Here is a 20,939-nt window from a genome sequence, read left to right on the forward strand (position 1 = left end):
CGCGGCTATACGATGAGCATGGCGTCGCCGAAGCTGAAGAAGCGGTAACGCTCTCGCACTGCGGCGCGGTACGCGGCCATGGTGAGTTCGTAACCCGCAAACGCCGCAACGAGCATGAGGAGCGTCGAACGGGGAAGGTGGAAGTTCGTGAGGAGGCCCTGAACGGAACGGACGGGAATGCCCGGGTAGAGGAAGAGGTCCGTCACCCCTTCCTCCGGCACGAAGCGCCCGTGCCGCCGGTACACGGTCTCGAGGACGCGGAGGCTCGTTGTCCCTACGGCGAGGACCATCCGCCCTTCCCGCCGCGCCGTCTCGAGGACTTCCGCCGTCTCCGGCGGCAGACGGTACGGTTCTTCGTGCATGCGGTGCCGGGTGGGATCTTCCTCGGTTACGGGGCGAAACGTCCCCAGCCCCACGTGAAGGGTGACGTAGGCGAAGGTCACCCCCCGGGCGGCAAGGGCGCTGAGGAGTTCGGGAGTAAAGTGAAGCCCTGCCGTAGGGGCGGCCACCGAACCGCGCTCCCGCGCGTATACCGTCTGGTAGCGCTCGGGGTCGCGCAGCTCGCGGCGCACGTAGGGCGGCAGGGGGACCCGTCCGACCCGCTCGAGGAGGCGAAAGAAATCCCCCTCGTCTCCTCCCGCACCGAGATCGAAGCGGACGACCCGCACTCCGCCGTCGAGCGCCTCCTCCACGACGGCGCGCAGCGCGGCAGACGCGCGCTCGGAAGCTTCCGGGGACACGGGAAGGATCTCTACGACCGTACCGGGTCGCAGGCGGCGCGCGGGACGTGCGAGCACCTTCCACCGCCAAGGCCCGCCCCGCGGCTCTACGAGGAGGAGTTCCACGCGCGCACCCGTATCCGCCTTGCGGCCGTACAGGCGTGCGGGAATCACGCGGGAGTCGTTGAACACGAGGACGTCTCCCGATCGGAGGAAGTTCGGAAGCTCGCGGAAACGCCGGTGCTCCCAACGCCCCTCTGCCCGATAGAGGACCATGAGGCGCGAAGCGTCCCGTTCGGGCAGGGGCTCTTGGGCGATGAGCTCTTCCGGAAGTTCGTAGTCGAAGTCGGACAGCTTCATCGCTCGATCCGCGGCCCGCAGGGCGTGTGCAGGGGGTTGGGAAGAAGGCCGTAGGGCCTGAAGACGTCGGGCATGAAGAGGCGCTGGGCGCCCGCGTCGCTTACGCCTGCGTAGAGGACGGCCGTCCCGTCGGGATTGCGCACGAGGCCGCCGGGAAACACGACGTTCGCTACGTCCTCCCGCTTCGCCGGGCCTTCCACAAAGTTGCGCCGCTCCGCGACGATCCGCACGTCGGTAAAGTGAAACGTCACCGGGTCGAAGACGAAGGTGAGGGCGTAGTAGTCGCGGTAGCGCGTCACCTCGTCGGCAAAGCGCGCGATGTGGCCGATGACGGCAAGCCGACCATCCGGAAGGAGCTGGGCTTCGTTTACCCCGCCCCATTCCTCGTCCAAAAAGAGGCCTTCGAGAATGGGGGCGGACTCGAAGAGGTCGGGGCGAAGTTCGTCCAGGCTCTCCACGGTGAAGAAGCCGATCTTCCCCCGCCCCCCTACCTTGCCCTGCGGGCGCGTAAAGACGCCAATACGCCCGTCCTTGAGTTCGACGAGCCGAATGTCCTTCATCCCGTCCGGTCCGTAGAAGAAGGGGCGAAGGGAACGCACGTCGGAACCGCGGAAGAGGATGGTCCGCCACCACCAAAAGCGCGGCGGTACCCCCCGCGGGTGGATGAACGTCTCTACGCCGCCGAAGACGAGTTCACCCTGCACGCGTGCGACAAAAGGGTCTTGGAGGGAAAAGATGGGCGTGTCCGGGAGGAGTTCCCATTCGCCTCGTTCGTTTTCCGCAAAAAAATACACCTCGGAGACCTCGCTGCGGCGGTTTTCTACCCGGCCGGCGATGAGCCAGCGCCCGGCATCGCAAAAGGGAGGGGTGATGTTGTACACATCTCGGTCGTCAACGCCGACGAAGTGCAGGATTTCTGCGCGGAACGGCCCCTCCCCGGCCCGCAGCTCGCGAAGGAGGTCTTCGGCCGAACGCGCCCGTCTGATCTGTACCATCTCCGGTGTCCCTCCGCCCATACGCAACTCCCCCAACCGGCAACCCGTCTCGGCGGGTCTTCCTCTCCAACAGTATGCGTCTCGCGGGCGCGGTCGTGAACGGCAAAGAGCGCCACCGCGCAAGTCCCGCCGCGGTGCGTGCGCCGCACAGCCGAACTCCGCACCTCCGCCTCCGCATCCGGCTACGCCGCGTCCCGAAGGCGGACGCGCTCCCTTGCGGATGAACGCATACTCTACAGAAATATACCCGCTCGCGGGGAAGCTGTAAAGGCGCGGACGAGCCAAAGGTTCGTCTCGTGGAGGTGGGGTTTTCGCATCTCCCGCCCCATCGGGGGCGGCGCCGGGTAAAGCACAAATTTCCAGACATTGCCTTGACGAAATTGTGAAAGTCATGCATAATGAGTTATGTAGTACATATCGTCTCCGCCTCCGTCTCCGTACGCGAGATGCGGGAGCGGAGGCGGTCCCCGGTGCGTCCCGTATTCCGTTCGCAGGGACAGAAGAATCGCGTGCGCAGGGGGACTCACCGAGCCCTATCCGGAACAGGCGGCACGGTCGTGGCGCGAAAGCCGGCATGCCGAAGAGAAATGCCCAAGCAGCACATACTAGCAGGGAAGGGCTTGCGTGTGCGGGCGCGTACACAGGACAAAAGGAGGGACACGGATGCAGGCGTTGTTGCTCGCGGGGGGGATGGGCTCTCGCCTTCGCCCCATCACGGAGGACCTGCCGAAGCCGATGGTTCCCCTGGGAAATCGCCCGTGGCTCGCATCGCTGATCCTGCATCTCCGCAAGGAGGGCGTGTCGCGCTTTGTGCTCGCCGTGAAACACCACGCCCACGTGATCGAAGAGTACTTCGGAGACGGCTCTTCGCTCGGCGTGGAGATCCGCTACGCCCGGGAACGGGAATACCTCGGCACGGCAGGGGCGATTAAGAACGCCGAACCGTATCTGGAAGACCGCTTTCTCGTCGTCAACGCGGACATCGTACACCTGGTAGATCTCGAGCGACTCCTCGCCTTCCACGCAGAACACGGGGGCGCGGTGACCATAGGGCTTACGGAGGTCGAAGATCCTTCCGCTTACGGCGTCGTGGCCCAGGGGGAACGGGGGGAAATCCTCCGCTTCGTCGAAAAGCCAAAGATCGAAGAAGCGCCCTCGCGTCGGATCAACGCGGGGGTGTACGTTCTCGAACGGCGCGTGCTCGACGCGATCCCTCGGGGCCGCGAGGTGTCCATCGAGCGGGAGATCTTTCCCCGCCTCATTGCCGAAGGAGCGGGCGTTTACGGCCTCCTCCTCGACGGCTACTGGATGGACATCGGAACACCGGAGCGCTATCGCCAAGCGCACTGGGACCTCCTCGACGGTGCATTCCGGCTTCCGGAATTTCCCGCAGGAGCAAAGAGCGGCATATACGTGGGTAGGCGCGTGCGCATCGGGAAGAACGTGCGCCTCGTGCCCCCGCTTCTTCTGTCCGACGACGTGGTCGTGGAAGACGACGCCGTCGTCGGACCGTACGCAATCCTCGGAGAAGGCGTGCGCGTCGGCCGCGGCGCGACGGTCACGCGGACGATCCTCTGGCGCCGCGCCCGCGTCGGCGAGCTGAGCCATCTCTCCGAGACGATCGGGTGCGAAGGGGTGGAGACGCCACCCGCGTACACGGTACACGCGGCGATCCTCAAGGTTTCCCGCGAACGGCTCCTGGCGTTGCGCGCCGCCGCGCAGGTGGCCTCCTCCGCATCCGCAGAAGAAGTCGCGCCAAAGGCGGTGCCCAACCGATGAAATTCCTCTTCGTGAGCACCTTTCCCCCGACGGCGTGCGGGATTGCCACCTTTACCTCCCACCTGCGAAACGGCATGATCGCCTCCCTTGGACTCGCCCAGGAAGATCTCCCCGTCCTCGCCGTCGTACCCCCCGGGGAAACGGTGCCGGAAAGCCCCTTCCTCCGCACCCTCCCTAAAGAAGACCGGGAGGCCTATCGAGAGGCGGCGGAGTGGGTAAACGCTTCGGACGTCGACGTCGTGAACGTTCAACACGAGTTCGGGATCTTCGGCGGCGGGGAGGGGCGATACCTCCTCGACTTTTTGTCGCGGCTCGAAAAACCGGTCATCACGACGTTTCACACCGTTTTTTCTCGCCGAACCCCTCCCTACGACGCCATACAGGAGGAAATCCTCGCCCGCAGCACCCTAGCCGTCGTGATGACGCCGAGTGCCGTCCGCTACCTCGTAGAGCAGTACGGGATTCCGCCGGAAAAGGTTCGGGTGATCCCCCACGGCGCACCGGCAAAGCCGCGGTTCAGCCGCGAAGCCCTGCGGAGGAAATGGGACGTGCCGGGACGCAAGGTCGTCCTGAGCTTCGGCCTCATCAGCCGCAGCAAAGGGATCGACCGCTTCCTCACCTACCTTCCGGAGGTCGTGAAGGAGGTGCCGGAGCTCCTCTACCTCGTCGCGGGACAAACGCACCCCGAGGTGCGGCGCCGAGAAGGCGAAGCCTACCGCGAGGAGCTCGTACGCCTCGTCCGCGAACTTGGCCTCGAGGAACACGTGCGCTTCGTCGACCGCTTCCTGAGCGACGAAGAGCTCGTGGAACTCCTCGCCGTAAGCGACGTATACATCACCCACTACCCGGGACTCGAGCAGATCTCCAGCGGCACGCTGGCGTACGCCGTAGGGCTCGGCCGTCCCGTCCTCTCTACGCCCTACACGTACGCCCGCGACCTCCTGGGGCGATTTCCCGACCTCCTCCTCCCTTACGGCGACCAGGACGCATGGTCGTCGGCGCTGAAGCGGATCCTCCGGGACGACGCGTACCGGAAGGGACTCGAACGCCGACTCCGTGCCGTAGGCCGGAGGATGCGCTGGGAAAACGTGGGCCGCGCGATGTGGGAACTGGGCAAGGCGCTGGCCCCGGAAGTCGAGGTGAAGCCGAGCCATGGATAGGGGTCGAAAGGTTTCCTTTCGCCACCTGTTCCGCCTGACGGACCGCACCGGACTTCTGGAGCACGCCCACAAGCTCCTCCCGCGCCGCAAGGAGGGCTACACCGCGGACGACAACGCCCGCGCCCTCTGGGCGGCGCTCGCGTGGAGCCGCGAACTCCCCGACGGAGAACTTCGGAATGCCCTCCTCGAACGGGCGGAAATCTACCTCGCGTTCCTCGAATGGGTGAGTTTGCCCGACGGCCGCTTCCACAACAACGTCACCTACGACGGCCGCCCGGAGGAGGAGTCCCCCTCCGACGACCTGCACGGCCGCGTCCTTTGGGCGCTTGCATGGGCGGAGAGGAGTTTCCCCCAGCGTCCGCACAGGAAGCTCGCCACCGAACTCCTCGAACACGCGTTGGGCCCCGTGCGGCGGGGGGAAATCCGCGCGCTTCGGGGGATGGCCTATACCTTGGCCGCCCTCGCCTACCGCGGAATCCGTAGCACCGAAGAGCGTCGCGCCTTCGACGAGATGCTCGCCGAATTCCGCGCGGCCTTTGCGGCGCACGCCCGGGAAGGGTGGACGTGGTTCGAACCGCGGCTCACGTACTCCAACGCCCTTCTTCCGTGGGGGCTTCTCGCAGCGTACGAGGTCACGGGCGATCGGGAGATTCGCGACATCGCCCTCGCCGCGCTCGACTTTTTGATCCGCACGACGACCGACGCCCGCCGCGGGATTGTCCGCCCGGTCGGCAACCGCGGTTGGGGAGAACCGGGGAAGATCGCCCGCTTCGATCAGCAACCCGTCGACGTCTGGAAGCTCGCCATGGCGACGGAAAAGGCGTACGCCCTCACGCGCAACCCCCTCTACCGGGAGACGTTCGCGCGCGCGGCGGCCTGGTTTACGGGGGCCAACGACCTCGGAGTTCCCCTCGTCGACGAAGAAGAGGGTGCTGCCTACGACGGCCTCACGCCGACCGGGCCCAACGAAAACGCGGGGGCGGAGGCGACGCTCTCCTACCTCATGACCGCCTACTACGCCGTCCGCATGGCTGCCCTCACGGGCCGACACTTCATTCTCACGCCGCAAGGCGAAAGCGTCTTCTTTGCCGAACTCGAGCAGGCAGGCCGTCGGGCCTTGTAAACCGGAGCCGCACCCGCCCCCGGAAACGGGCGAACGCCGAACCCGCCCATCCCTTTGTCGCCGGGCGGAACGGCGGACATGTCCGGACGGGCCGCGCCGAAACCCGGTCGCGCGTGCCCTAGGAGGTGAGAAAACACGCGCCGCATCGGAATCCTCGCTCCCATCACGTGGCGCATCCCACCCCGCGCGTACGGGCCTTGGGAATACGTCGCCGGCAGCCTCGCCCGAGGGCTCGTCGAACGCGGGTACGACGTCGTCCTCTTCGCCACGGCCGACGCGGACACGCCCGCGCGCCTGGAAGCTGTCTGTCCGGGACCTCTGGGCGAACGGGACGACCTTCCGCCGCGGCCGTGCGAACTCATGCACGTCGCCCACGCCCTGAAGCGCGCCGAGGAGCTGGAACTCGAGCTCCTCCACAACCACATGAACTACCTCCCCCTTCCCTTCACGCCGCTCGTCTCGGTACCCGTCCTCACCACGTTGCACGGAGCCGCGCTTCTGGAGGCGGACTCTCGCTTTCTCTACCGCCGCTTTCCCCACCTGCCGTACGTCTCTATCAGCTACGCGGAACGCCAGGGAGCGCCGGAACTCCGGTACGTGGCCAACGTCTACAACGGAATCGACCTCGCGGACTTCACCTTCGTCGAACGACCGGGTTCCTACCTCCTCTTCCTGGGGCGCCTTAGCCCCGTGAAGGGCCCGGATCTGGCCATCGAAGTCTCCCGCCGCACGGGGATCCCCCTCAAACTCGCGGGACCCGTTCCTCCCGAAGACCGCGAGTTCTTTGAAACGAAAATCCGCCCGCACGTAAACGGGCGGTCGATCGAGTACATAGGGGAGGTTGGGCCGCGCGAACGCGACCGCCTCCTCGGGGGCGCGCTGGCGCTTTTGCACCTCGTGCGGGCCCCAGAACCTTTCGGGCTCGTGATGGTCGAGGCGATGGCCACGGGCACGCCGGTGATCGGAACAGCGAGAGGCTCCGTGCCCGAAATCGTCGAGGACGGCGTGACCGGGTTTGTCGTGGAAGACCTCGAAGGAGCCGTACAGGCCGTGCCGCGCGTCGCCGAACTCCGCCGCGCGGACGCGCGAAGGCGCGTAGAAGAACACTTCACCCTCGACCACATGGTCGAGGGGTACATCCGGGCGTACGAAACGGTACTCGGAGAACCTTAAAAACCAACTTGGGCCGGCGTTTCGCCGGCCTTTTTGTGTTGGGCAGGGCCCGGCGCCTCACCGCCGGAGGAGGAATTGAAGGAGGAAGAGAAGGAGCGTAAGAAAGAGGCTCACGAGGAGCGAAGTCGTGAGGGGGAAGTAAAAAACCGTGTGCTCGCGGCGAATCACGATGTCTCCCGGAAGACGCCCCAACGGAAGGTGCGTTCCGAACAGGGCGAGGAGCGCCCCCAGAAGGAAGAGAACGGCTCCGGCAACCATGAGGATGCGCCCGATCTCTCCGAGCAACGGCCTCACCCCCTACCCCCTTCTCCTTCCCCGGGAAACGGGCGCCCGAGATGGGCGTATGCGCGGGGAAGGGCTACCCGACCCCGAGGCGTGCGGGCGAGAAAGCCACGGCCCAAAAGGTAGGGCTCGTATACCTCTTCGAGCGTTCCCTTGTCCTCCCCGAGGGCGGCGGCGAGGGCGTCGAGCCCCGCGGGGCCGCCGCCAAAGACGTCGATAAGCGTGAGGAGAAAGCGTCGATCGAGCGGGTCGAGCCCCGCCGGATCCACCCGCAGACGGTCGAGGGCGCGGCGGGCGACGGCGAGGGAAATCCTCCCGTCTCCCTCCACTTCGGCAAAATCGCGCACGCGCCGGAGGAGGCGCAGGGCGATGCGAGGTGTACCGCGGGAGCGGCGGGCGATTTCCGCCGCCGCCTCCCCATCTACCTCCACGCCGAGGCGGGAGGCCGCCCGAAGGACGATGCGCGCGAGTTCGTCTTCCTCGTAGTACTCGAGGCGGAAGACGACGCCGAACCGGTCCCTCAAGGGCGCCCCCAAGAGGCCCAGGCGCGTCGTCGCCCCGACGAGGGTGAAGCGCGGGAGGTCGAGGCGGAAGGTGCGCGCCCCCGGACCCTTCCCGAGGACGATGTCTAAGGTGAACTGTTCCATCGCCCCGTAGAGGATCTCCTCCACGGGACGGGGAATCCGGTGAATTTCGTCGATGAAGAGCACGTCCCCTTCCTGAAGTCCGGAAAGGATGGCCGCGAGGTCGCCAGCGCGCTCGAGGACAGGGCCGGAAGTGGCCACGAGCTCCGCCCCCATTTCTCGGGCGATGATGTGGGCGAGCGTCGTTTTCCCGAGTCCCGGCGGGCCGTAGAGGAGTACGTGGTCGAGGGGCTCGCCGCGTCGGCGCGCGGCGGCGAGGAACACGCGCAGGTTGCCGATCACTTCCCTCTGGCCGACGTATTCGTCGAGGGCCGCGGGGCGTAAGGCCCCGGTCGAATCGTCCCGTCCGACGGAAGCGGCGGAAAACGTCGCTTCCTCCTCCCAGGCAAACGCCGCGCCGTCCATTTCCCTCCACCCCCCGTCCACGGAAATCCCTCCTTGTGTCTCTCCTCACGCGCTCAGCCGCCCCGTCCGACGTCCCCCGCTCCCTCCGCGGAACGTTCCCGTCGGGACAAGAGGCGAAGGACGCGGCGGAGAAGGGCGTTGGCGTCCAGTTCTTCGCCCGCTTCGGCAATCGCCACGCGCACGTGGGGGTAGACCTCTTCCGGCCGAAAGCCGAGCGCGTACAGGGCCTCGAGGACCTCCCGAAAGGCCGCCCCTTCCGAAGCGGCCGCGGAAAGTTCGTCCCCCAGCTCCTTGCGCAGGCGATCGCGCAGTTCGAGGATGAGGCGTGCGGCGAGCTTTTCCCCAATCCCCGGAATCCGCCGAAGGAGGTCCCGATCTTCCCGGACGATGGCCCAGGCGAGCTCCGACGGGGGAAAGGACGCCAACGCGGAGAGGGCGCTTCGGGGTCCGACGCCGCCGACCCCCAGGAGCAAGAGGAAGAGGCGGCGCTCTTCGGGCGTCGAAAAGCCGTAGAGCTCTACGTCCCGCTCGCGAAAGAGGAGGTGGGTGTAGAGGAGCACCTCGCTTCCCCGGGGGAGCCCCAAGGGCCGAGGCGTGCGCAGGCGAAACCCCATTCCCCCTACCTCGAGCACGATCCCCTCGGCGTCTTCGTCCACAAGCCGACCGCGGAGAAAGTCGATCACCGTCCCGTCCCCCCAACTGTGCGAAGGCGCGACGCGAGGCGGTGGGCGTGTGCGACGGCAACGGCGAGGGCGTCGGCGGCATCGTCTGGCTGCGGGAGGGCGGTCAAACCGAGAATGCGCCGGACCATTTCCTGTACCTGCTCCTTGGGGGCACGGCCGTACCCGGTGACGGCTGCCTTTACCTCCCCCGGTGCGTAGGAGAACACGGGTACCCCGAGTTCCGCAAGGACGAGGAGGGCGACGCCCCGGGCCTCCCCAACGGCCATGGCGCTCGTGGCGTTGCGGCCGAAGTAGAGCCGTTCCACGACGGCCTCGCTCGGCGCGAGGTCCTCCACGAGCCGCCGCATGGAACGGTAGAGCTCGAGGAGGCGGATTTCGGGACGTTGGCCTCCATCCGTGCGCAGTACGCCGTAGGCGTGCGGCCGTAGCGTCCGCCCCTCTACGCGTACGGCGCCGTAGCCCAGGGTTTCGAGGCCGGGATCGATGCCGAGGATGAGCAACCCCGCACGACCTTTCTTCCGAAATTGTACCCTGCCAAAATTGTACCAGAGATCGGGCGTCGGTGCGCCCTTGCGTCCAGCCTATTCTCCCTGGGGGCGGCCGCGGCGAAACGGTCAGCCGACGTCCTCCCACTCGGCGTTGGCGTACACCTCTTGCACTTCGTCCTCTTCGTCCAAGGCTTCGAGGAGCGCGAGGACGCGCTCGGCCGTCTCACCCTCCACGCGAACGGTAAGCGTCGGTACGTATGTGAGGCGCGAAGCGCGCACCTCGATCCCTTCCGACTCGAGGGTTCGGCGCACTTCCTCGAGCGCGTCCGGCTCTACGTAGAGGTGGACGACCTCCTCGTCTTCCTCGACCTCCCACGCCCCGAGGTCGAGGGCGCGGAGGACGGCCTGCTCCGTCTGCGGCGAGCGGGGAATTTGCACGACGCCCGTGTAGCGAAAGAGGTAGGAAGCGCTTCCGCTTTCCCCGAGGCTTCCGCCGTGCTTGTGAAACAGGTGGCGGACGGTCTGGGCCGTGCGGTTCCGGTTGTCCGTGAGGGCCTGCACGAGTACGGCCACACCGCCGGGGGCATATCCCTCGTAGAGGATTTCCTCGTAGCGCGCCCCCTCCACGTCGCCCAGGGCCTTCTTGATCGTGCGCTCGATCGTGTCCGCCGGCATGTTGATCTCCCGCGCACGTTCCATCGCGGCGCGGAGCGCGAGGTTTTGCTTGGGGTCCGCCCCTCCATTCCGCACCGCAACATAGATCTGCCGCGACACCTTGGCGAATTCCCTTCCGCGGACGGCATCGACGGCCGCCTTGCGCCGTTTGATGTTGTGCCACTTCGAGTGACCGGCCATATGCCTTCCCTCCGTTCTTCGTGGGGTGGACGTGAGGTCTGCCCTCACCCCCGTCGTGCGGACCTCGGGATCCCGTCCATGCCTCGAGCCTTGTGCCCCGTAGCTTGGACCGGGGGGCCGCTTCTCTCGGTGCCCCGCCAAGCGGGGCTCGCCCGTACGCGACTCCTTCTGCCGGAAGACACAAAAACGCCCCGGAGGCGTATCCGTCCGGGGCAGCGGCAGACCGGATCAGAGGGAGGGCGGAAGCTCCCGCTTGTGTTCCGAAGCGCGGTGCAGGGCCTCGATGCGCTCCCGCACGGCCGGCGGAGCCTCGCCCGTAAGGAGGTAGCGGTCGAGCTCCGCATACGTGAGCCCGAGTTCGCCCTCGTCCGTTTGCCCCGGCCAAAGATCGGCGCTCGGAGGCTTCTTCAGGATGTCGGGCGGGATTCCCAGGTACTCCGCAAGCACGCGCACCTCGCTCTTCGTGAGCGACGCGATGGGGAAGAAGTCGGCTACGGCATCTCCCCCCTTGGTGGAGTACCCGACGTACAGCTCGCTCCGGTTCGAGGTTCCCGCCACGAGATACCCGTGGGCGTTGGCATAGGCGTACAGCGCCGCCATCCGCAGGCGCGCCTTGAGGTTTCCCGCCGAGCGCTCGTCCCACGTGAGGATCGACGCGCATGCCGAACGGAAGGCGGCAAAGGCAGGTCCGAGGTCGACCTCGCGCGCGTCTATGTCCAGCGCCTCGGCTACGAGCCGCGCATGGGCGAGGGACTCAGGGGGGCTCTCTATGGGAAGCACGAGACACGTGAGGCGCTCTTTGCCCACGGCCCGGCGAACGAGGGCGGCAACTACGGCGCTGTCCAACCCTCCGGAGAGGCCGAGGACGACGCCGCGCGCCCCGCTTCGGTCTACGAGTTCGCGAATCCACTCCACACGCCGCGCCGCATCTTCGGCGACGCGGACGCGGTAGGCTTCGAGATATTGCTTTAGTTCTTCCACGGTTTCACCTCGGCGCTCTTTCCCGCGTGCCCGCTTTTTCCCTCACAACAGAACTATACCAGACGCATCCCGGATGAGGCAAAGCGTCCCGAGGTGCGGAAACCGTCTGTTCGTCCGCGGGGGAATCTGTCGAAACACCCCGAGGGTGAGAAAACAAATCAAGGCGGGCCGATTGGACAGCCCGCCCCACCCGAAGACAGCCAACTGCCTTTCGCCTACGCCTCCTCGACGTCTCCACCCCAGAACATCTCGGGAAACGCCTCGTCTTTCCCCGCAACCGCCCCGTCTTTCCCGGGCTCTACGGCCTCGTCAACCGAAGGCGCGGAAAAAGCGGGCAAAGAAGTGCGGGCGATCCCCTCCCAAAAGGCGCGCGCGCCGACTTCGGCCGAACCCCAAGGGGAAATCCCTACGGGAGGGGGGAAGGCTACGCCGACCGCGGAGCTTCCGGGAACGTACCCCGCCGGCGTAGGCCACGCCGTCGGCGGCCAGACGCCCGCTCCGCCCCCTACCGCCTGCGGCCAAAATCCCGGGAAGTACGCAGGAACGCACCAAAGGCCCGGGGCGCCCCATCCTCCGGGCGAAGGGGCAAATCCGAAAAACCCCGTCCCCGCTCCCACGGGCACGTATGTCGACGCGGCATACGGCCACGCGTTAGCGGCAGCCTTCCCTTCCTGCGCCTCCTGCTCTGCGGCGGCCTCCGCCTCGGCAAACGCGGCGGACGACGCGCGCACGTCGGGCGCATCCGCTTCCGAAAGCGAAGACGCGTCGCCCTCGGATGCGGGGGGATCTCCTCCCGCCTCCGCATGCTCCCGGACGAAATCCGCTTCCGCGGATTGAAGGTCTCTGGCCTCCGCGGCCGAACGAACCGGGGGAACCTTGAGCTTCATCCCGGGATGGAGGTCTTCCTCCGCAACGCCGTTGTACGCACGAATTTCCTCGGGAGTGGTGCCGTAGCGTTCGGCGATGGCCGCCCACGTCTCCTCCGGCTGGACGATGTGAATCCGCACGGCAGCGCCCTCCTTTGCCCGCGTTTCGGACTCGGCGTCCGACCCCTCACCGCCCTTTCTATGCACGTGCGGAGAAAACGTGGCGAAAAATGGGCGCCGCGTCAGTCGTCGTCCACTTCGTACACCGGGTAGCTCCCGAGAAAGCGGACCTCGTGGCCGAGGGCGCGGAGTTCTTCCATCGCCGCCGGGATGAGCACGTCGTCGACGCCGCGGTCGATGTCGATGTAGAAGACGTACGAACCCAACCGCCGCTTCGTAGGCCGCGACTCGATCCGGCTTAGGTTGATCGCGCGCCAGCTGAAGCAGTGGAGGACCTGGCTGAGCGCCCCCGGAAAGTCGCGCCCGAGGGTGACGAGGAGGGTCGTCTTCTTCCGCTCGGACGGGGGTAAGCCCGCCGGCGGCGTGTGTCCGACGAGGAGGAAGCGCGTCGCGTTGTTTGGGCTGTCCTGAACGTCCCGGATGCGCTCCACGAGGCCGTAGCGCTCTGCCCCGCGTCGGTGGCCCAGGGCCGCCCACGGGCGGTCCGGGTTTTCGGCGACGAGGCGCAGGGCTTCGCTCGTGGAAAGCGTCGGCTCCACCTGGGCGTGGGGAAACGTCCGACGCAGAAAGCGAAAAGACTGGGCAATCGCCTGCCCGTGGGAAAAGATCTTTTCGATCTGAGGGAACGGCGTTTCCCGCTGCGGTGGCGCGACGTAGAGGCCGTGGGCGATGGGGAGGACGATCTCGGCAAAGATCATGAGGCGGACTTCGTGGATGAGCCAATCCATCGCCAGGTTCACAGAACCTTCGATGGCGTTTTCGATGGGAATAATCGCAAAGGTCGTGTGTCCGAGGTCCGCGGCCTCGAGGACGTCGGGAATCGTCGGGTAGTCCACGAGCGTCTTGTCTGGCAACGGGACCTTGAGGGCAGCCGCCTCAGAAAACGACCCCGGGGGACCGAGATAGGCAATCGTAGGCACGGATTCCACCTCGTTCGGCATCGCAAGTTGTGCGCGCTTGCGCCTTCTAGCGTGGAGCGAGGACGACGGCCCCCTCCTCCACGAGGGCGAGGGGTTCGGGCACAAAGGAGAGGGCGAGCGGGTGTTCGGAAAAGCGGCGACGGAAATCCTCCCGCGCCTCCGGCGTGGCGAAGACGGCCATGATCGTCGGACCCGCACCGCTCAGGTAACACCCGAGGCAACCGCGAGCGCGCGCGGAAGCGCAGAGGGCGTACAGTTCTGCGGCGCCGGGAATGTGGGGCAGGCGGTACGGCTCGTGCAGACCGTCGCCGAATGCCGCCGGGAGCTTCTCCAATTCCCCCGCCGCCAAGGCGGCGACGAGGAGCGCGGCGCGCCCGGCGGCGGCAACGGCCGTCTCGCGGGCGTAGGTGTCGGGGAGGAGGCGGCGGGAGGCAGGCGTGCGGAGCTCGACCTCCGGCACAAAGGCGAGGAGCGCGGGCACGCGCGGCAGGCGCAGGCGTACGGCGGCGACTTCCTCGCCATCCGCCCGAGCTACCACGAGACCGCCCAAGAGGGCGGGGGCCACGTTGTCGGGATGGCCTTCGAGGCGGGTGGCGAGGGAGAGGAGCTCCTCTACGGCAAACCTCCCCCCAAGGAGGACGTTTGCCGCCACGAGCCCGGCCACGATCACCGCCGCGCTCGATCCCAACCCCTTGCCCGGGGGAATCTCGCTTTGGAGGCGCACGGCGAGCTCGGGCGCCTCGCGCCCCGCGCGCGCAAAGGCTTCCCCTACCGCGCGGAAAAAGAGGGACTCCCCCTCCGCCCGGGCGTCGGGGGGAACTTCGCCTACAACTTCGAAGCGCCGGCGATCGCCCGGTGAAACCGGGCGGACTTCGGCGAACAGGTAGCGGTCCACCGCCCAACCGACGGCGTCAAACCCAGATCCGAGGTTGGCAGAGGTCGCGGGTACGCGGACGACGACCGCGGGTGCCCCCGGACCTCCGTCTGGGATGGACATCTCGTGCGTGACCTCCGCTTCCACCGCGCTCCCCCTTCTCTTCTCGTATCGCGACCGACCGAGCGGCCCCCCGGACCTACGCCTCAAGATCCGAGTGCGCGGGCGATGGTCCGAACTACGGCTTCTTCATCCGCGGGAAGGACGATGCGCTCCGGGACGTGCGCCGAAAGCGCCGTGTCGGGATCCTTGAGGCCGTTGCCCGTAAGCACCGCGACGACGCGGATCCCCCGGGGGAGCCACCCGTCCCGCCGAGCGGCAAACAGGCCAGCGATTGGCGCCGCGGACGCCGGCTCGACAAAGACCCCTTCCTCCCGGGCGAGGGCGCGGTAGGCGTCGAGGATTTCCGCGTCGGATACGGCGAGGATCCGACCCCCCGACTCGTCGCGGGCGCGGACCGCCTTGTCCCAGCTTGCGGGATGCCCGATGCGGATGGCCGTCGCCACCGTCTCCGGCCGCTCTACAGGAGCCCCACGGACGATCGGTGCCGCACCTTCCGCCTGAACGCCGAGAAGCCGAGGGCGACGGAGCGCCTTCGGGTATTGGGTAAATCCCATCCAGTAGGCGGAGATGTTGCCAGCGTTTCCCACCGGAAGCGCCAAGACGTCCGGAGCATCCCCCAAGGCGTCGACGATCTCGAAGGCCGCGGTCTTCTGCCCTTCCAAGCGGTACGGGTTTACGGAGTTCACGAGGGCGATGGACTCCCGCTCGGCGACGCGCCGCACGATGTGGAGCCCTGCGTCGAAGTTCCCCTCGATCTCGAGGATCGCCGCGCCAAAGGCTACGGCTTGGACGAGCTTCCCCACGGCCACGTACCCTTTGGGAACGACGACGAACGAGCGAATTCCCGCCCGGGCCGCATATGCCGCCGCAGAGGCCGCAGTGTTGCCCGTGGAGGCGCAGATGACGGCGCGCTTCCCCTCCTCGAGGGCCTTGGCCACGGCGACGACCATCCCGCGGTCTTTGAAAGAACCCGTGGGGTTGAGTCCTTCGAGTTTGGCGTAGAGCTCAACGTCGAGGCGTGCGCCCAGGCGCGGCAGGGCGACGAGGGGGGTGTTCCCCTCCCCCAAAGAAAGGCGCGGGGTGCGCTCCGTGAGGGGAAGGTAGTTTCCGTAGGCGTCGAGGATGCCCGTCCACATCGTGCGACCGCTCCTTTCGCGCGAATTCCCACGTCCCGGAAAAGGCCCGGACGGTCTACCCGAGACCCGCCGGGCTCGCACCGCGGCCGACAACGGCCGCATCGAGCACGCCCTCCAGCTCGCCGAGGCGGCGGAGGAGGTGGTCTTCTTCGACTTCGCGGAGGTCGACCGTGAGGAAGACCGCCGCAGCACCTTGGAGGGGTAGGCTCTGGCTGATCGTGAGGATGTTTCCGCCGAGCCGGGCGATCTCCCCGAGGACGGAGGAGAGTACCCCGGGACGGTGGCGCAGCCGGAGCGAGAGAACGACAAGCCGTGGGCCAACAAAGTCGTCGAACGGGTAGACGCCGTCGCGGTACTTGTAAAAGGCGCTTCGGCTGATCCCTACGGCTCGCACGGCGTCGTGGACGGACGGAGAAAGCCCGAGTTCCACCCGTTCGCGGGCGAGAGCGGCCCGGCGCATCGTCTCCGGCAAGAGGTCCTCGCGCACGAGGTAGTACCGCCGCCCGGGTCGCCGCGAACTTCCCCCCGCGGGCGATCCGATGTCCACCTTCGTCCCCTCCGAACGGACACGTGTTTTTTACATGGAGACAGTATACCGCGCTTCTGCAAAGGCGTGCAAGAAAGCGGGCGCCTCCGCTTCGGACGGGCACCAAGCCCGGCAGAGGCGCATACACCGAGGGTACAGCTGGGCATTTGCCCGGACGAAGGAGGGATGCGCGTGTTCCGCCCCTTTCGGTTCGCCTGGCTTTTCCTCGCCGCCCTCGTCCTCCTCGGAACCGCCTGCACGGCAGGTGCGCCGTCTGAAAACATCGCCCCGCATTCCCAAAGTTCGTCGAAGACCTCGTCCCCGTCCGGCGAACGCACGAAAATCCGCCTCTACGAGGTCACCCACTCCCCGTTTTACGCCCCGCAGTACGTCGCCCTGGCCCTCGGCTACTTTGCCGAAGAGGGCCTCGACATCGAACTCGTCGACGGCAAAGGGGGCGACAAGGTGACCACAGCGCTTCTGAGCGGCAACGCCGACGTGATCCTCGTAGGTGCGGAAATGGCGGTATACGTGAACGCCCAAAACCCGCAAGACCCGATGGTCGTCTTTGCCCGCCTCACGAAGCGCGACGGGAGCTTCCTCGTCTCCCGCACGCCCATGGAGCCCTTTCGTTGGGAGGACTTGCGAGGGAAGAAATTCCTCGCCCAACGGAAAGGGGGCATGCCGGACATGATCGCCCGCCACGTCCTCCGCAAGCACGGGCTCGAGCCGGGGCGCGACCTCGAGTACCTCCAGCACGTGGACTACGCAAACCTCGCCCCGGCCTTCGCGTCGGGTACGGGAGACGTGGTACAGCTCTTCGAACCCTTCGCCTCGACGCTCGTGCGCGAAGGAAAGGGGTACGTCGTCGCGGGGTTCGGACCGGAGTCGGGCGACGTCCTCTACACGTCCTACCACGCACGTAAGAGCAGCGTCGAGGCCAGGCGCGACGTCTTCGTGCGCTTCGCCCGCGCCATAGCCCGCGGCCAGGACTACGTCCGCTCGCACGCCCCCGAAGAGGTCGCCCGCGTGCTCCGCGACGCCTTCCCGGGAGTGGACGAACCCACGCTCGCGGAAATCGTACGCCGCCTCCAAGGAGCGGACGTGTTCGGCGCCGATCCCCTGCCGCCGCGAGAGGACTACGAACGCACGCTCGACATCCTGGCGGAAAACGGGATGCTCTCGGCGCGGCTCCCCTACGAAGCGGTCGTCGATCCTTCGATCGCCGAAGAGGCAATGCGAAGCCTGCGCTGAAGCAAAGGAGGTCGCCGCCCATGCCCGCGCGTGCGGCCATCGAGGTGGACCACCTCACCCTGGCCTTTATTTCCCGGGAAAAGGCGACCCTTGTCCTCCGGGATGTGACCTTTTCTGTGCCCGAAGGGTCTTTCGTCGCCCTCCTCGGACCTTCCGGCTGCGGGAAGAGCACGCTCCTCCATACGATCGCGGGGCTTCTCATGCCCACGCGGGGAGAGGTCCGCCTCTTCGGACAGCCCGTCCGCGGACCCTCCCCCGCTGTGGGGATCATGTTCCAGCAGGACTACCTCCTTCCCTGGCGTACGGTGGCGGGCAACGTGCGGCTCGCGTGGGAGCTCAGGCGCGAACGGCCGCAGCCAGAGCGTCTGTACGCCCTCCTCGAGGAAGTCGACCTTCGGGACGCCGCCCACCGCCATCCTCACGAGCTTTCGGGGGGGATGCGCCAGCGCGCGGCGCTCGTGCGCACGCTCGTGACCGACCCTGCCGTTCTCCTCCTCGACGAACCCTTTTCCGCCCTCGACTACACCACGCGCCTCCGGCTGGGAGAACTCGTCCACACGGTGCTCCGCCGCCACAGAAAGACGGCCCTCTTCGTCACCCACGACATCCCGGAGGCGATCTCCCTCGCCGACCAGATCCTCCTCATGGGACGCAACCCCGGACGGATCGTGGCGTCCTTCATCCCTCCGCCGGAACTCGCGCAAAAACCCCCGCTCGCCCGGCGCACGGACCCCGCCTTCCCGCGCCTCTTTCAGGAGATCTGGGAGGAGATGAAGCGCGTGGAAGACGAGCGCCCGGCGTGACCTTCATCCCAAAACGAGGAGGGAAGCGGCGTGAAAGGTGCCGAAGCCTCTGCAGAATACGCGGCATTCCGCAGAGAACAAGACGAATGGCTCGAAGAGGCGCGCCGCGCCTACGTCCGAAAGGAAGAAAGGCAGACCCAGTTCGTGCGCTCCCTTCAGCTGGGGATCGTCCTCAGCCTCCTCGTAGGTTGGGAACTCGGAGCGCGGTGGGGGATCCTAGACCCCCTCCTCTTCAGCTCTCCCACCGCCGTCGTCCAACTCGTCGCCGACCTCGCCGCCTCCGGCGAACTCTGGCGCCACGTGGGAATTACCGTGTACGAAACCCTCCTTGGATTTGTCCTCGGCACGCTCGGCGGGATCGCGGTCGCCCTCGCCCTTTGGTTCTTTCCTCTCCTCGGGCGCGTGCTCGACCCGTACCTCGTCGTCCTCAACAGCCTGCCCAAGATCGCACTCGGTCCCATCTTTATCGTCGCCTTTGGTGCGGGGCCGCGCGCGATCGTCGCCATCGCCGCCTTCGTTTCCGTCTTCGTGACCATTCAGGTGCTCACGTCGGCCTTTGTCGCCGTGGACGCGAACTTCCTCAGACTCGCCTACTCCCTCGGCGCCTCGCGCCTCGACGTCTTCCGGAAAATCGTCTTTCCCGCAAGCCTCCCGACGCTCCTCGCCGCACTCAAGGTGAACATTGGACTCTCCTGGATCGGCGTGATCGTCGGGGAATTCCTCGTCGCCCGGCAAGGCCTCGGAGCCCTCATCGTCTACGGCTTCCAGGTGTTCAACTTCCGCTACGTGTACGCCGGAATTCTCCTCGTAGCCCTCCTCGCCACGGCGATGTACGCCGTCGCCTCCGCCGTGGAGCGCGCGTACGGACGCAGGCCTAAGTAGCAAACCCGTAGGAAGGCGGGTTCCCTGAAATGCACCCAACCGCCTCGATCCCCTCCTCAATTCACAAAACGTTAACACAAACATAAAGAAAATTTACAAGGCGAACAAGGTCGCTTTACATGCGATCCGTATAATGACTTGGGAATTTCGGAACGAAGCCAGAGGAGGGGACGGGCGTGAGCCAGCTCATCTCGCGCCGCGACTTTTTGCGCGGCTCCCTCGGCCTCATCGGCGCATCGGTATTCGTGCAGGCGGTGGGCGTCTCTGAAGCGTTCGCCCAAGGCGAGACTTCTGACACCGCCGTATCGTCGGAAAACGCCATCTACCACGAGGAACTCGTCACCGTGGGAGCGGACCGCATGGCCGTCACGTGGGTCACGGAGCAACCCGGGTCTACGGTGCTCTGGTTGGGCGAACACCCCGAACGCCTCACCCGGTACACCTTTGGCGGTGCGACGCGCTACCACCTCGCCGAGGTGGACCGGCTTCTCCCGGCGACGCGCTACTTCTACCAGGTGGAGACGGACGGAGTGCGGGGGCCCTTGAACACCCTGCGCACCCTCCCCGCCCCGCGCGGATCTCTCCTCTACCGCGTGGGATTCGTCTCCGACAGCCACATCGCCACGCAGGCGGGGGAAGGCGACCCGAACCAGCTGTACCTCGGCAAGCTCCTCGAAGACGGTCCGGAACTCCTCCGGAGCGCCCTCGACGACCTCGTGCGGAAGGGCGCGAACTACCTCGTCCACGGCGGCGACCTCACGGAGTCGGGGCGGGCAGACGAGTACGCCCTCTTTCGGAACGTCGTCGCCCCGTACGCCGCCGCCTTGCCCTTCGCCGCTGTACCGGGAAACCACGACAAGTACCAGAAAAAGACGGGCGGCGTCGGCGAGGCGGGGTTCCGCGAATACGTCTCCGGCGAACTCTACCGCGCCGAAGTCCAGGGGGACGCCCTCTTCGTGTACCTGGACTCGGCCCGAACGAACAACGACTGGGGGTACATCCCCCAAGCGGAGCTCCGCTGGCTCGACGCCACGCTCGCCGCGCACCGGGAAAAGAAGGCCTTCCTCGTCCTTCACCACCCGACGAACGGAATGGACGTCTGGTTCGGTACGACGAACTTCCTTCAGTTTCAAAACATCGTAAAGCGCTACCCCAACGTCCAGGGCGTCTTCGCCGGCCACATGCACCGAAACTACGTCACCGTAGGGAAGGGAGCCCGAGGAGCACTCCCCTACGTGGAGCTCCCCGCCACAGTCCAGTTTCCCAACGGCTACGGCCTCGTCGACGTATACGAGGGCGGGATCGTCTACACCTCCCACAAGGTGAGCGCCCTGCACCTCTCGGAAAAGTCGCGGGAAAAGGTCCTCCGCCAGCTGAGCGACCTTTACGTCCTCTACACCCTCGGCTGCGCCGGAGACCGCGCCCTCACCTTTGACGTGGAACAGGGCACAGTAGTCCGCCAGGAAGGCTTCCTCCTCACGGCGGTCGTCGAGCTCCGGACGGCCTTGGGGCTCCTCCGCGACGCGATCACCCGCCGGGTCTCCCTCACCGCCGCAGAAGCGAAAAACCTCGTCCGCGTCGTCTTCGGCCGCTTTGCCACGCGCGAAGAAGCCGAGCGGCGCAAGGCGGAGCTCGCGCAAATCGTTCCCTTCCCCTTGAGCATCCGCGAGGAAAACGCTGCGGTGCGGATTTAGCCGGCAGGCCGCTCCTCACGCGCACAAGGCGGAC

At 66.7% G+C, this 20,939-nt stretch carries 21 protein-coding genes; 8 read left to right on the top strand and 13 right to left on the bottom strand.

The window, feature by feature from the left end:
• Positions 1-5: 5 nt before the first annotated feature.
• Positions 6-1,079: a tRNA preQ1(34) S-adenosylmethionine ribosyltransferase-isomerase QueA gene (gene queA / locus C7438_RS03555; protein WP_121443924.1), complete on the bottom strand. Its 1,074-nt coding sequence runs from the start codon at positions 1,077-1,079 to the stop codon at positions 6-8.
• Positions 1,076-2,074, bottom strand: coding sequence for a DUF1861 family protein (locus tag C7438_RS03560; RefSeq protein WP_121443925.1), 999 nt, complete (start codon positions 2,072-2,074; stop codon positions 1,076-1,078). Before C7438_RS03560 ends, queA begins: the two co-directional genes overlap by 4 nt.
• Positions 2,075-2,737: 663 nt before the next feature.
• On the opposite strand from C7438_RS03560, the gene C7438_RS03565 reads away from it, so the two are divergent.
• The 4 genes from C7438_RS03565 (at position 2,738) to C7438_RS03580 (ending at position 7,309) form a co-directional block, all read left to right on the top strand.
• Complete coding sequence (locus C7438_RS03565) at positions 2,738-3,853, top strand: nucleotidyltransferase family protein (RefSeq protein WP_121443926.1); 1,116 nt, start codon at positions 2,738-2,740, stop codon at positions 3,851-3,853.
• On the top strand, positions 3,850-5,013 hold the full coding sequence (locus tag C7438_RS03570) for a glycosyltransferase (protein WP_121443927.1): 1,164 nt from the start codon (positions 3,850-3,852) through the stop codon (positions 5,011-5,013). The genes C7438_RS03565 and C7438_RS03570 overlap by 4 nt, the downstream gene beginning before the upstream one ends.
• Positions 5,006-6,136: a glycosyl transferase gene (locus tag C7438_RS03575; RefSeq protein ID WP_121443928.1), complete on the top strand. Its 1,131-nt coding sequence runs from the start codon at positions 5,006-5,008 to the stop codon at positions 6,134-6,136. Before C7438_RS03570 ends, C7438_RS03575 begins: the two co-directional genes overlap by 8 nt.
• A gap of 174 nt (positions 6,137-6,310) precedes the next feature.
• Positions 6,311-7,309 carry a glycosyltransferase family 4 protein gene (locus C7438_RS03580; RefSeq protein ID WP_245956477.1) on the top strand — a complete coding sequence of 333 codons (999 nt, stop codon included), beginning with the start codon at positions 6,311-6,313 and terminating at the stop codon, positions 7,307-7,309.
• 57 nt (positions 7,310-7,366) lie between these two features.
• Here C7438_RS03580 and C7438_RS03585 read toward each other — a convergent pair whose 3' ends face one another.
• From C7438_RS03585 to C7438_RS03635, 11 genes are all read right to left on the bottom strand, one after another.
• The gene (locus C7438_RS03585) at positions 7,367-7,594 is read right to left on the bottom strand and encodes a DUF2905 domain-containing protein (protein WP_121444082.1); all 228 of its coding nucleotides are present in this window, start codon (positions 7,592-7,594) and stop codon (positions 7,367-7,369) included.
• 5 nt (positions 7,595-7,599) lie between these two features.
• The gene (gene ruvB / locus C7438_RS03590; protein WP_121444083.1) at positions 7,600-8,640 is read right to left on the bottom strand and encodes a Holliday junction branch migration DNA helicase RuvB; all 1,041 of its coding nucleotides are present in this window, start codon (positions 8,638-8,640) and stop codon (positions 7,600-7,602) included.
• 53 nt (positions 8,641-8,693) lie between these two features.
• A complete protein-coding gene (gene ruvA / locus C7438_RS03595) occupies positions 8,694-9,323 on the bottom strand; it encodes a Holliday junction branch migration protein RuvA (protein ID WP_121443930.1) in 630 nt (209 codons plus the stop codon).
• Entirely contained in the window at positions 9,320-9,823 is a 504-nt protein-coding gene (ruvC, locus tag C7438_RS03600) for a crossover junction endodeoxyribonuclease RuvC (RefSeq protein WP_121443931.1), read from the bottom strand. The genes ruvA and ruvC overlap by 4 nt, the downstream gene beginning before the upstream one ends.
• A gap of 114 nt (positions 9,824-9,937) precedes the next feature.
• On the bottom strand, positions 9,938-10,666 hold the full coding sequence (locus tag C7438_RS03605) for a YebC/PmpR family DNA-binding transcriptional regulator (protein ID WP_121443932.1): 729 nt from the start codon (positions 10,664-10,666) through the stop codon (positions 9,938-9,940).
• Positions 10,667-10,894: 228 nt separating this feature from the next.
• Complete coding sequence (gene nadE, locus C7438_RS03610; protein WP_121443933.1) at positions 10,895-11,647, bottom strand: NAD(+) synthase; 753 nt, start codon at positions 11,645-11,647, stop codon at positions 10,895-10,897.
• A 215-nt stretch (positions 11,648-11,862) separates the two neighbouring features.
• The gene (locus C7438_RS03615) at positions 11,863-12,654 is read right to left on the bottom strand and encodes a LysM peptidoglycan-binding domain-containing protein (RefSeq protein ID WP_170143549.1); all 792 of its coding nucleotides are present in this window, start codon (positions 12,652-12,654) and stop codon (positions 11,863-11,865) included.
• A 101-nt stretch (positions 12,655-12,755) separates the two neighbouring features.
• Entirely contained in the window at positions 12,756-13,634 is an 879-nt protein-coding gene (gene pheA / locus C7438_RS03620; RefSeq protein ID WP_121443934.1) for a prephenate dehydratase, read from the bottom strand.
• Positions 13,635-13,659: 25 nt separating this feature from the next.
• The gene (gene thrB, locus C7438_RS03625; protein ID WP_121443935.1) at positions 13,660-14,634 is read right to left on the bottom strand and encodes a homoserine kinase; all 975 of its coding nucleotides are present in this window, start codon (positions 14,632-14,634) and stop codon (positions 13,660-13,662) included.
• A 59-nt stretch (positions 14,635-14,693) separates the two neighbouring features.
• On the bottom strand, positions 14,694-15,746 hold the full coding sequence (gene thrC / locus C7438_RS03630) for a threonine synthase (RefSeq protein ID WP_121443936.1): 1,053 nt from the start codon (positions 15,744-15,746) through the stop codon (positions 14,694-14,696).
• A gap of 55 nt (positions 15,747-15,801) precedes the next feature.
• Positions 15,802-16,293: an ACT domain-containing protein gene (locus tag C7438_RS03635; RefSeq protein WP_211322046.1), complete on the bottom strand. Its 492-nt coding sequence runs from the start codon at positions 16,291-16,293 to the stop codon at positions 15,802-15,804.
• 171 nt (positions 16,294-16,464) lie between these two features.
• Here C7438_RS03635 and C7438_RS03640 point away from each other — a divergent pair, with 171 nt between their 5' ends.
• The 4 genes from C7438_RS03640 to C7438_RS03655 all read left to right on the top strand — a co-directional run bounded on the left by C7438_RS03640 (position 16,465) and on the right by C7438_RS03655 (position 20,905).
• On the top strand, positions 16,465-17,526 hold the full coding sequence (locus C7438_RS03640; protein ID WP_170143550.1) for an ABC transporter substrate-binding protein: 1,062 nt from the start codon (positions 16,465-16,467) through the stop codon (positions 17,524-17,526).
• A gap of 20 nt (positions 17,527-17,546) precedes the next feature.
• Complete coding sequence (locus C7438_RS03645) at positions 17,547-18,329, top strand: ABC transporter ATP-binding protein (RefSeq protein WP_121443938.1); 783 nt, start codon at positions 17,547-17,549, stop codon at positions 18,327-18,329.
• A gap of 30 nt (positions 18,330-18,359) precedes the next feature.
• Entirely contained in the window at positions 18,360-19,211 is an 852-nt protein-coding gene (locus C7438_RS03650) for an ABC transporter permease (RefSeq protein ID WP_121443939.1), read from the top strand.
• Between the two features lie 176 nt (positions 19,212-19,387).
• The gene (locus C7438_RS03655) at positions 19,388-20,905 is read left to right on the top strand and encodes a purple acid phosphatase family protein (protein WP_121443940.1); all 1,518 of its coding nucleotides are present in this window, start codon (positions 19,388-19,390) and stop codon (positions 20,903-20,905) included.
• Positions 20,906-20,939 lie beyond the last annotated feature (34 nt).

It is taken from the genome of Brockia lithotrophica (genome assembly GCF_003633725.1).
Classification (GTDB): Bacteria; Bacillota; Bacilli; order Thermicanales; family DSM-22653; genus Brockia; species Brockia lithotrophica.

Excerpts from the sequence above, each read along its gene's own strand:
- queA (WP_121443924.1), bottom strand. The coding sequence starts at position 1,079 with ATGAAGCTGTCCGACTTCGACTACGAACTTCCGGAAGAGCTCATCGCC.
- C7438_RS03560 (WP_121443925.1), bottom strand. The coding sequence starts at position 2,074 with ATGGTACAGATCAGACGGGCGCGTTCGGCCGAAGACCTCCTTCGCGAG.
- C7438_RS03565 (WP_121443926.1), top strand. The coding sequence starts at position 2,738 with ATGCAGGCGTTGTTGCTCGCGGGGGGGATGGGCTCTCGCCTTCGCCCC.
- C7438_RS03570 (WP_121443927.1), top strand. The coding sequence starts at position 3,850 with ATGAAATTCCTCTTCGTGAGCACCTTTCCCCCGACGGCGTGCGGGATT.
- C7438_RS03575 (WP_121443928.1), top strand. The coding sequence starts at position 5,006 with ATGGATAGGGGTCGAAAGGTTTCCTTTCGCCACCTGTTCCGCCTGACG.
- ruvB (WP_121444083.1), bottom strand. The coding sequence starts at position 8,640 with ATGGACGGCGCGGCGTTTGCCTGGGAGGAGGAAGCGACGTTTTCCGCC.
- C7438_RS03605 (WP_121443932.1), bottom strand. The coding sequence starts at position 10,666 with ATGGCCGGTCACTCGAAGTGGCACAACATCAAACGGCGCAAGGCGGCC.
- pheA (WP_121443934.1), bottom strand. The coding sequence starts at position 13,634 with ATGCCGAACGAGGTGGAATCCGTGCCTACGATTGCCTATCTCGGTCCC.
- thrC (WP_121443936.1), bottom strand. The coding sequence starts at position 15,746 with ATGTGGACGGGCATCCTCGACGCCTACGGAAACTACCTTCCCCTCACG.
- C7438_RS03645 (WP_121443938.1), top strand. The coding sequence starts at position 17,547 with ATGCCCGCGCGTGCGGCCATCGAGGTGGACCACCTCACCCTGGCCTTT.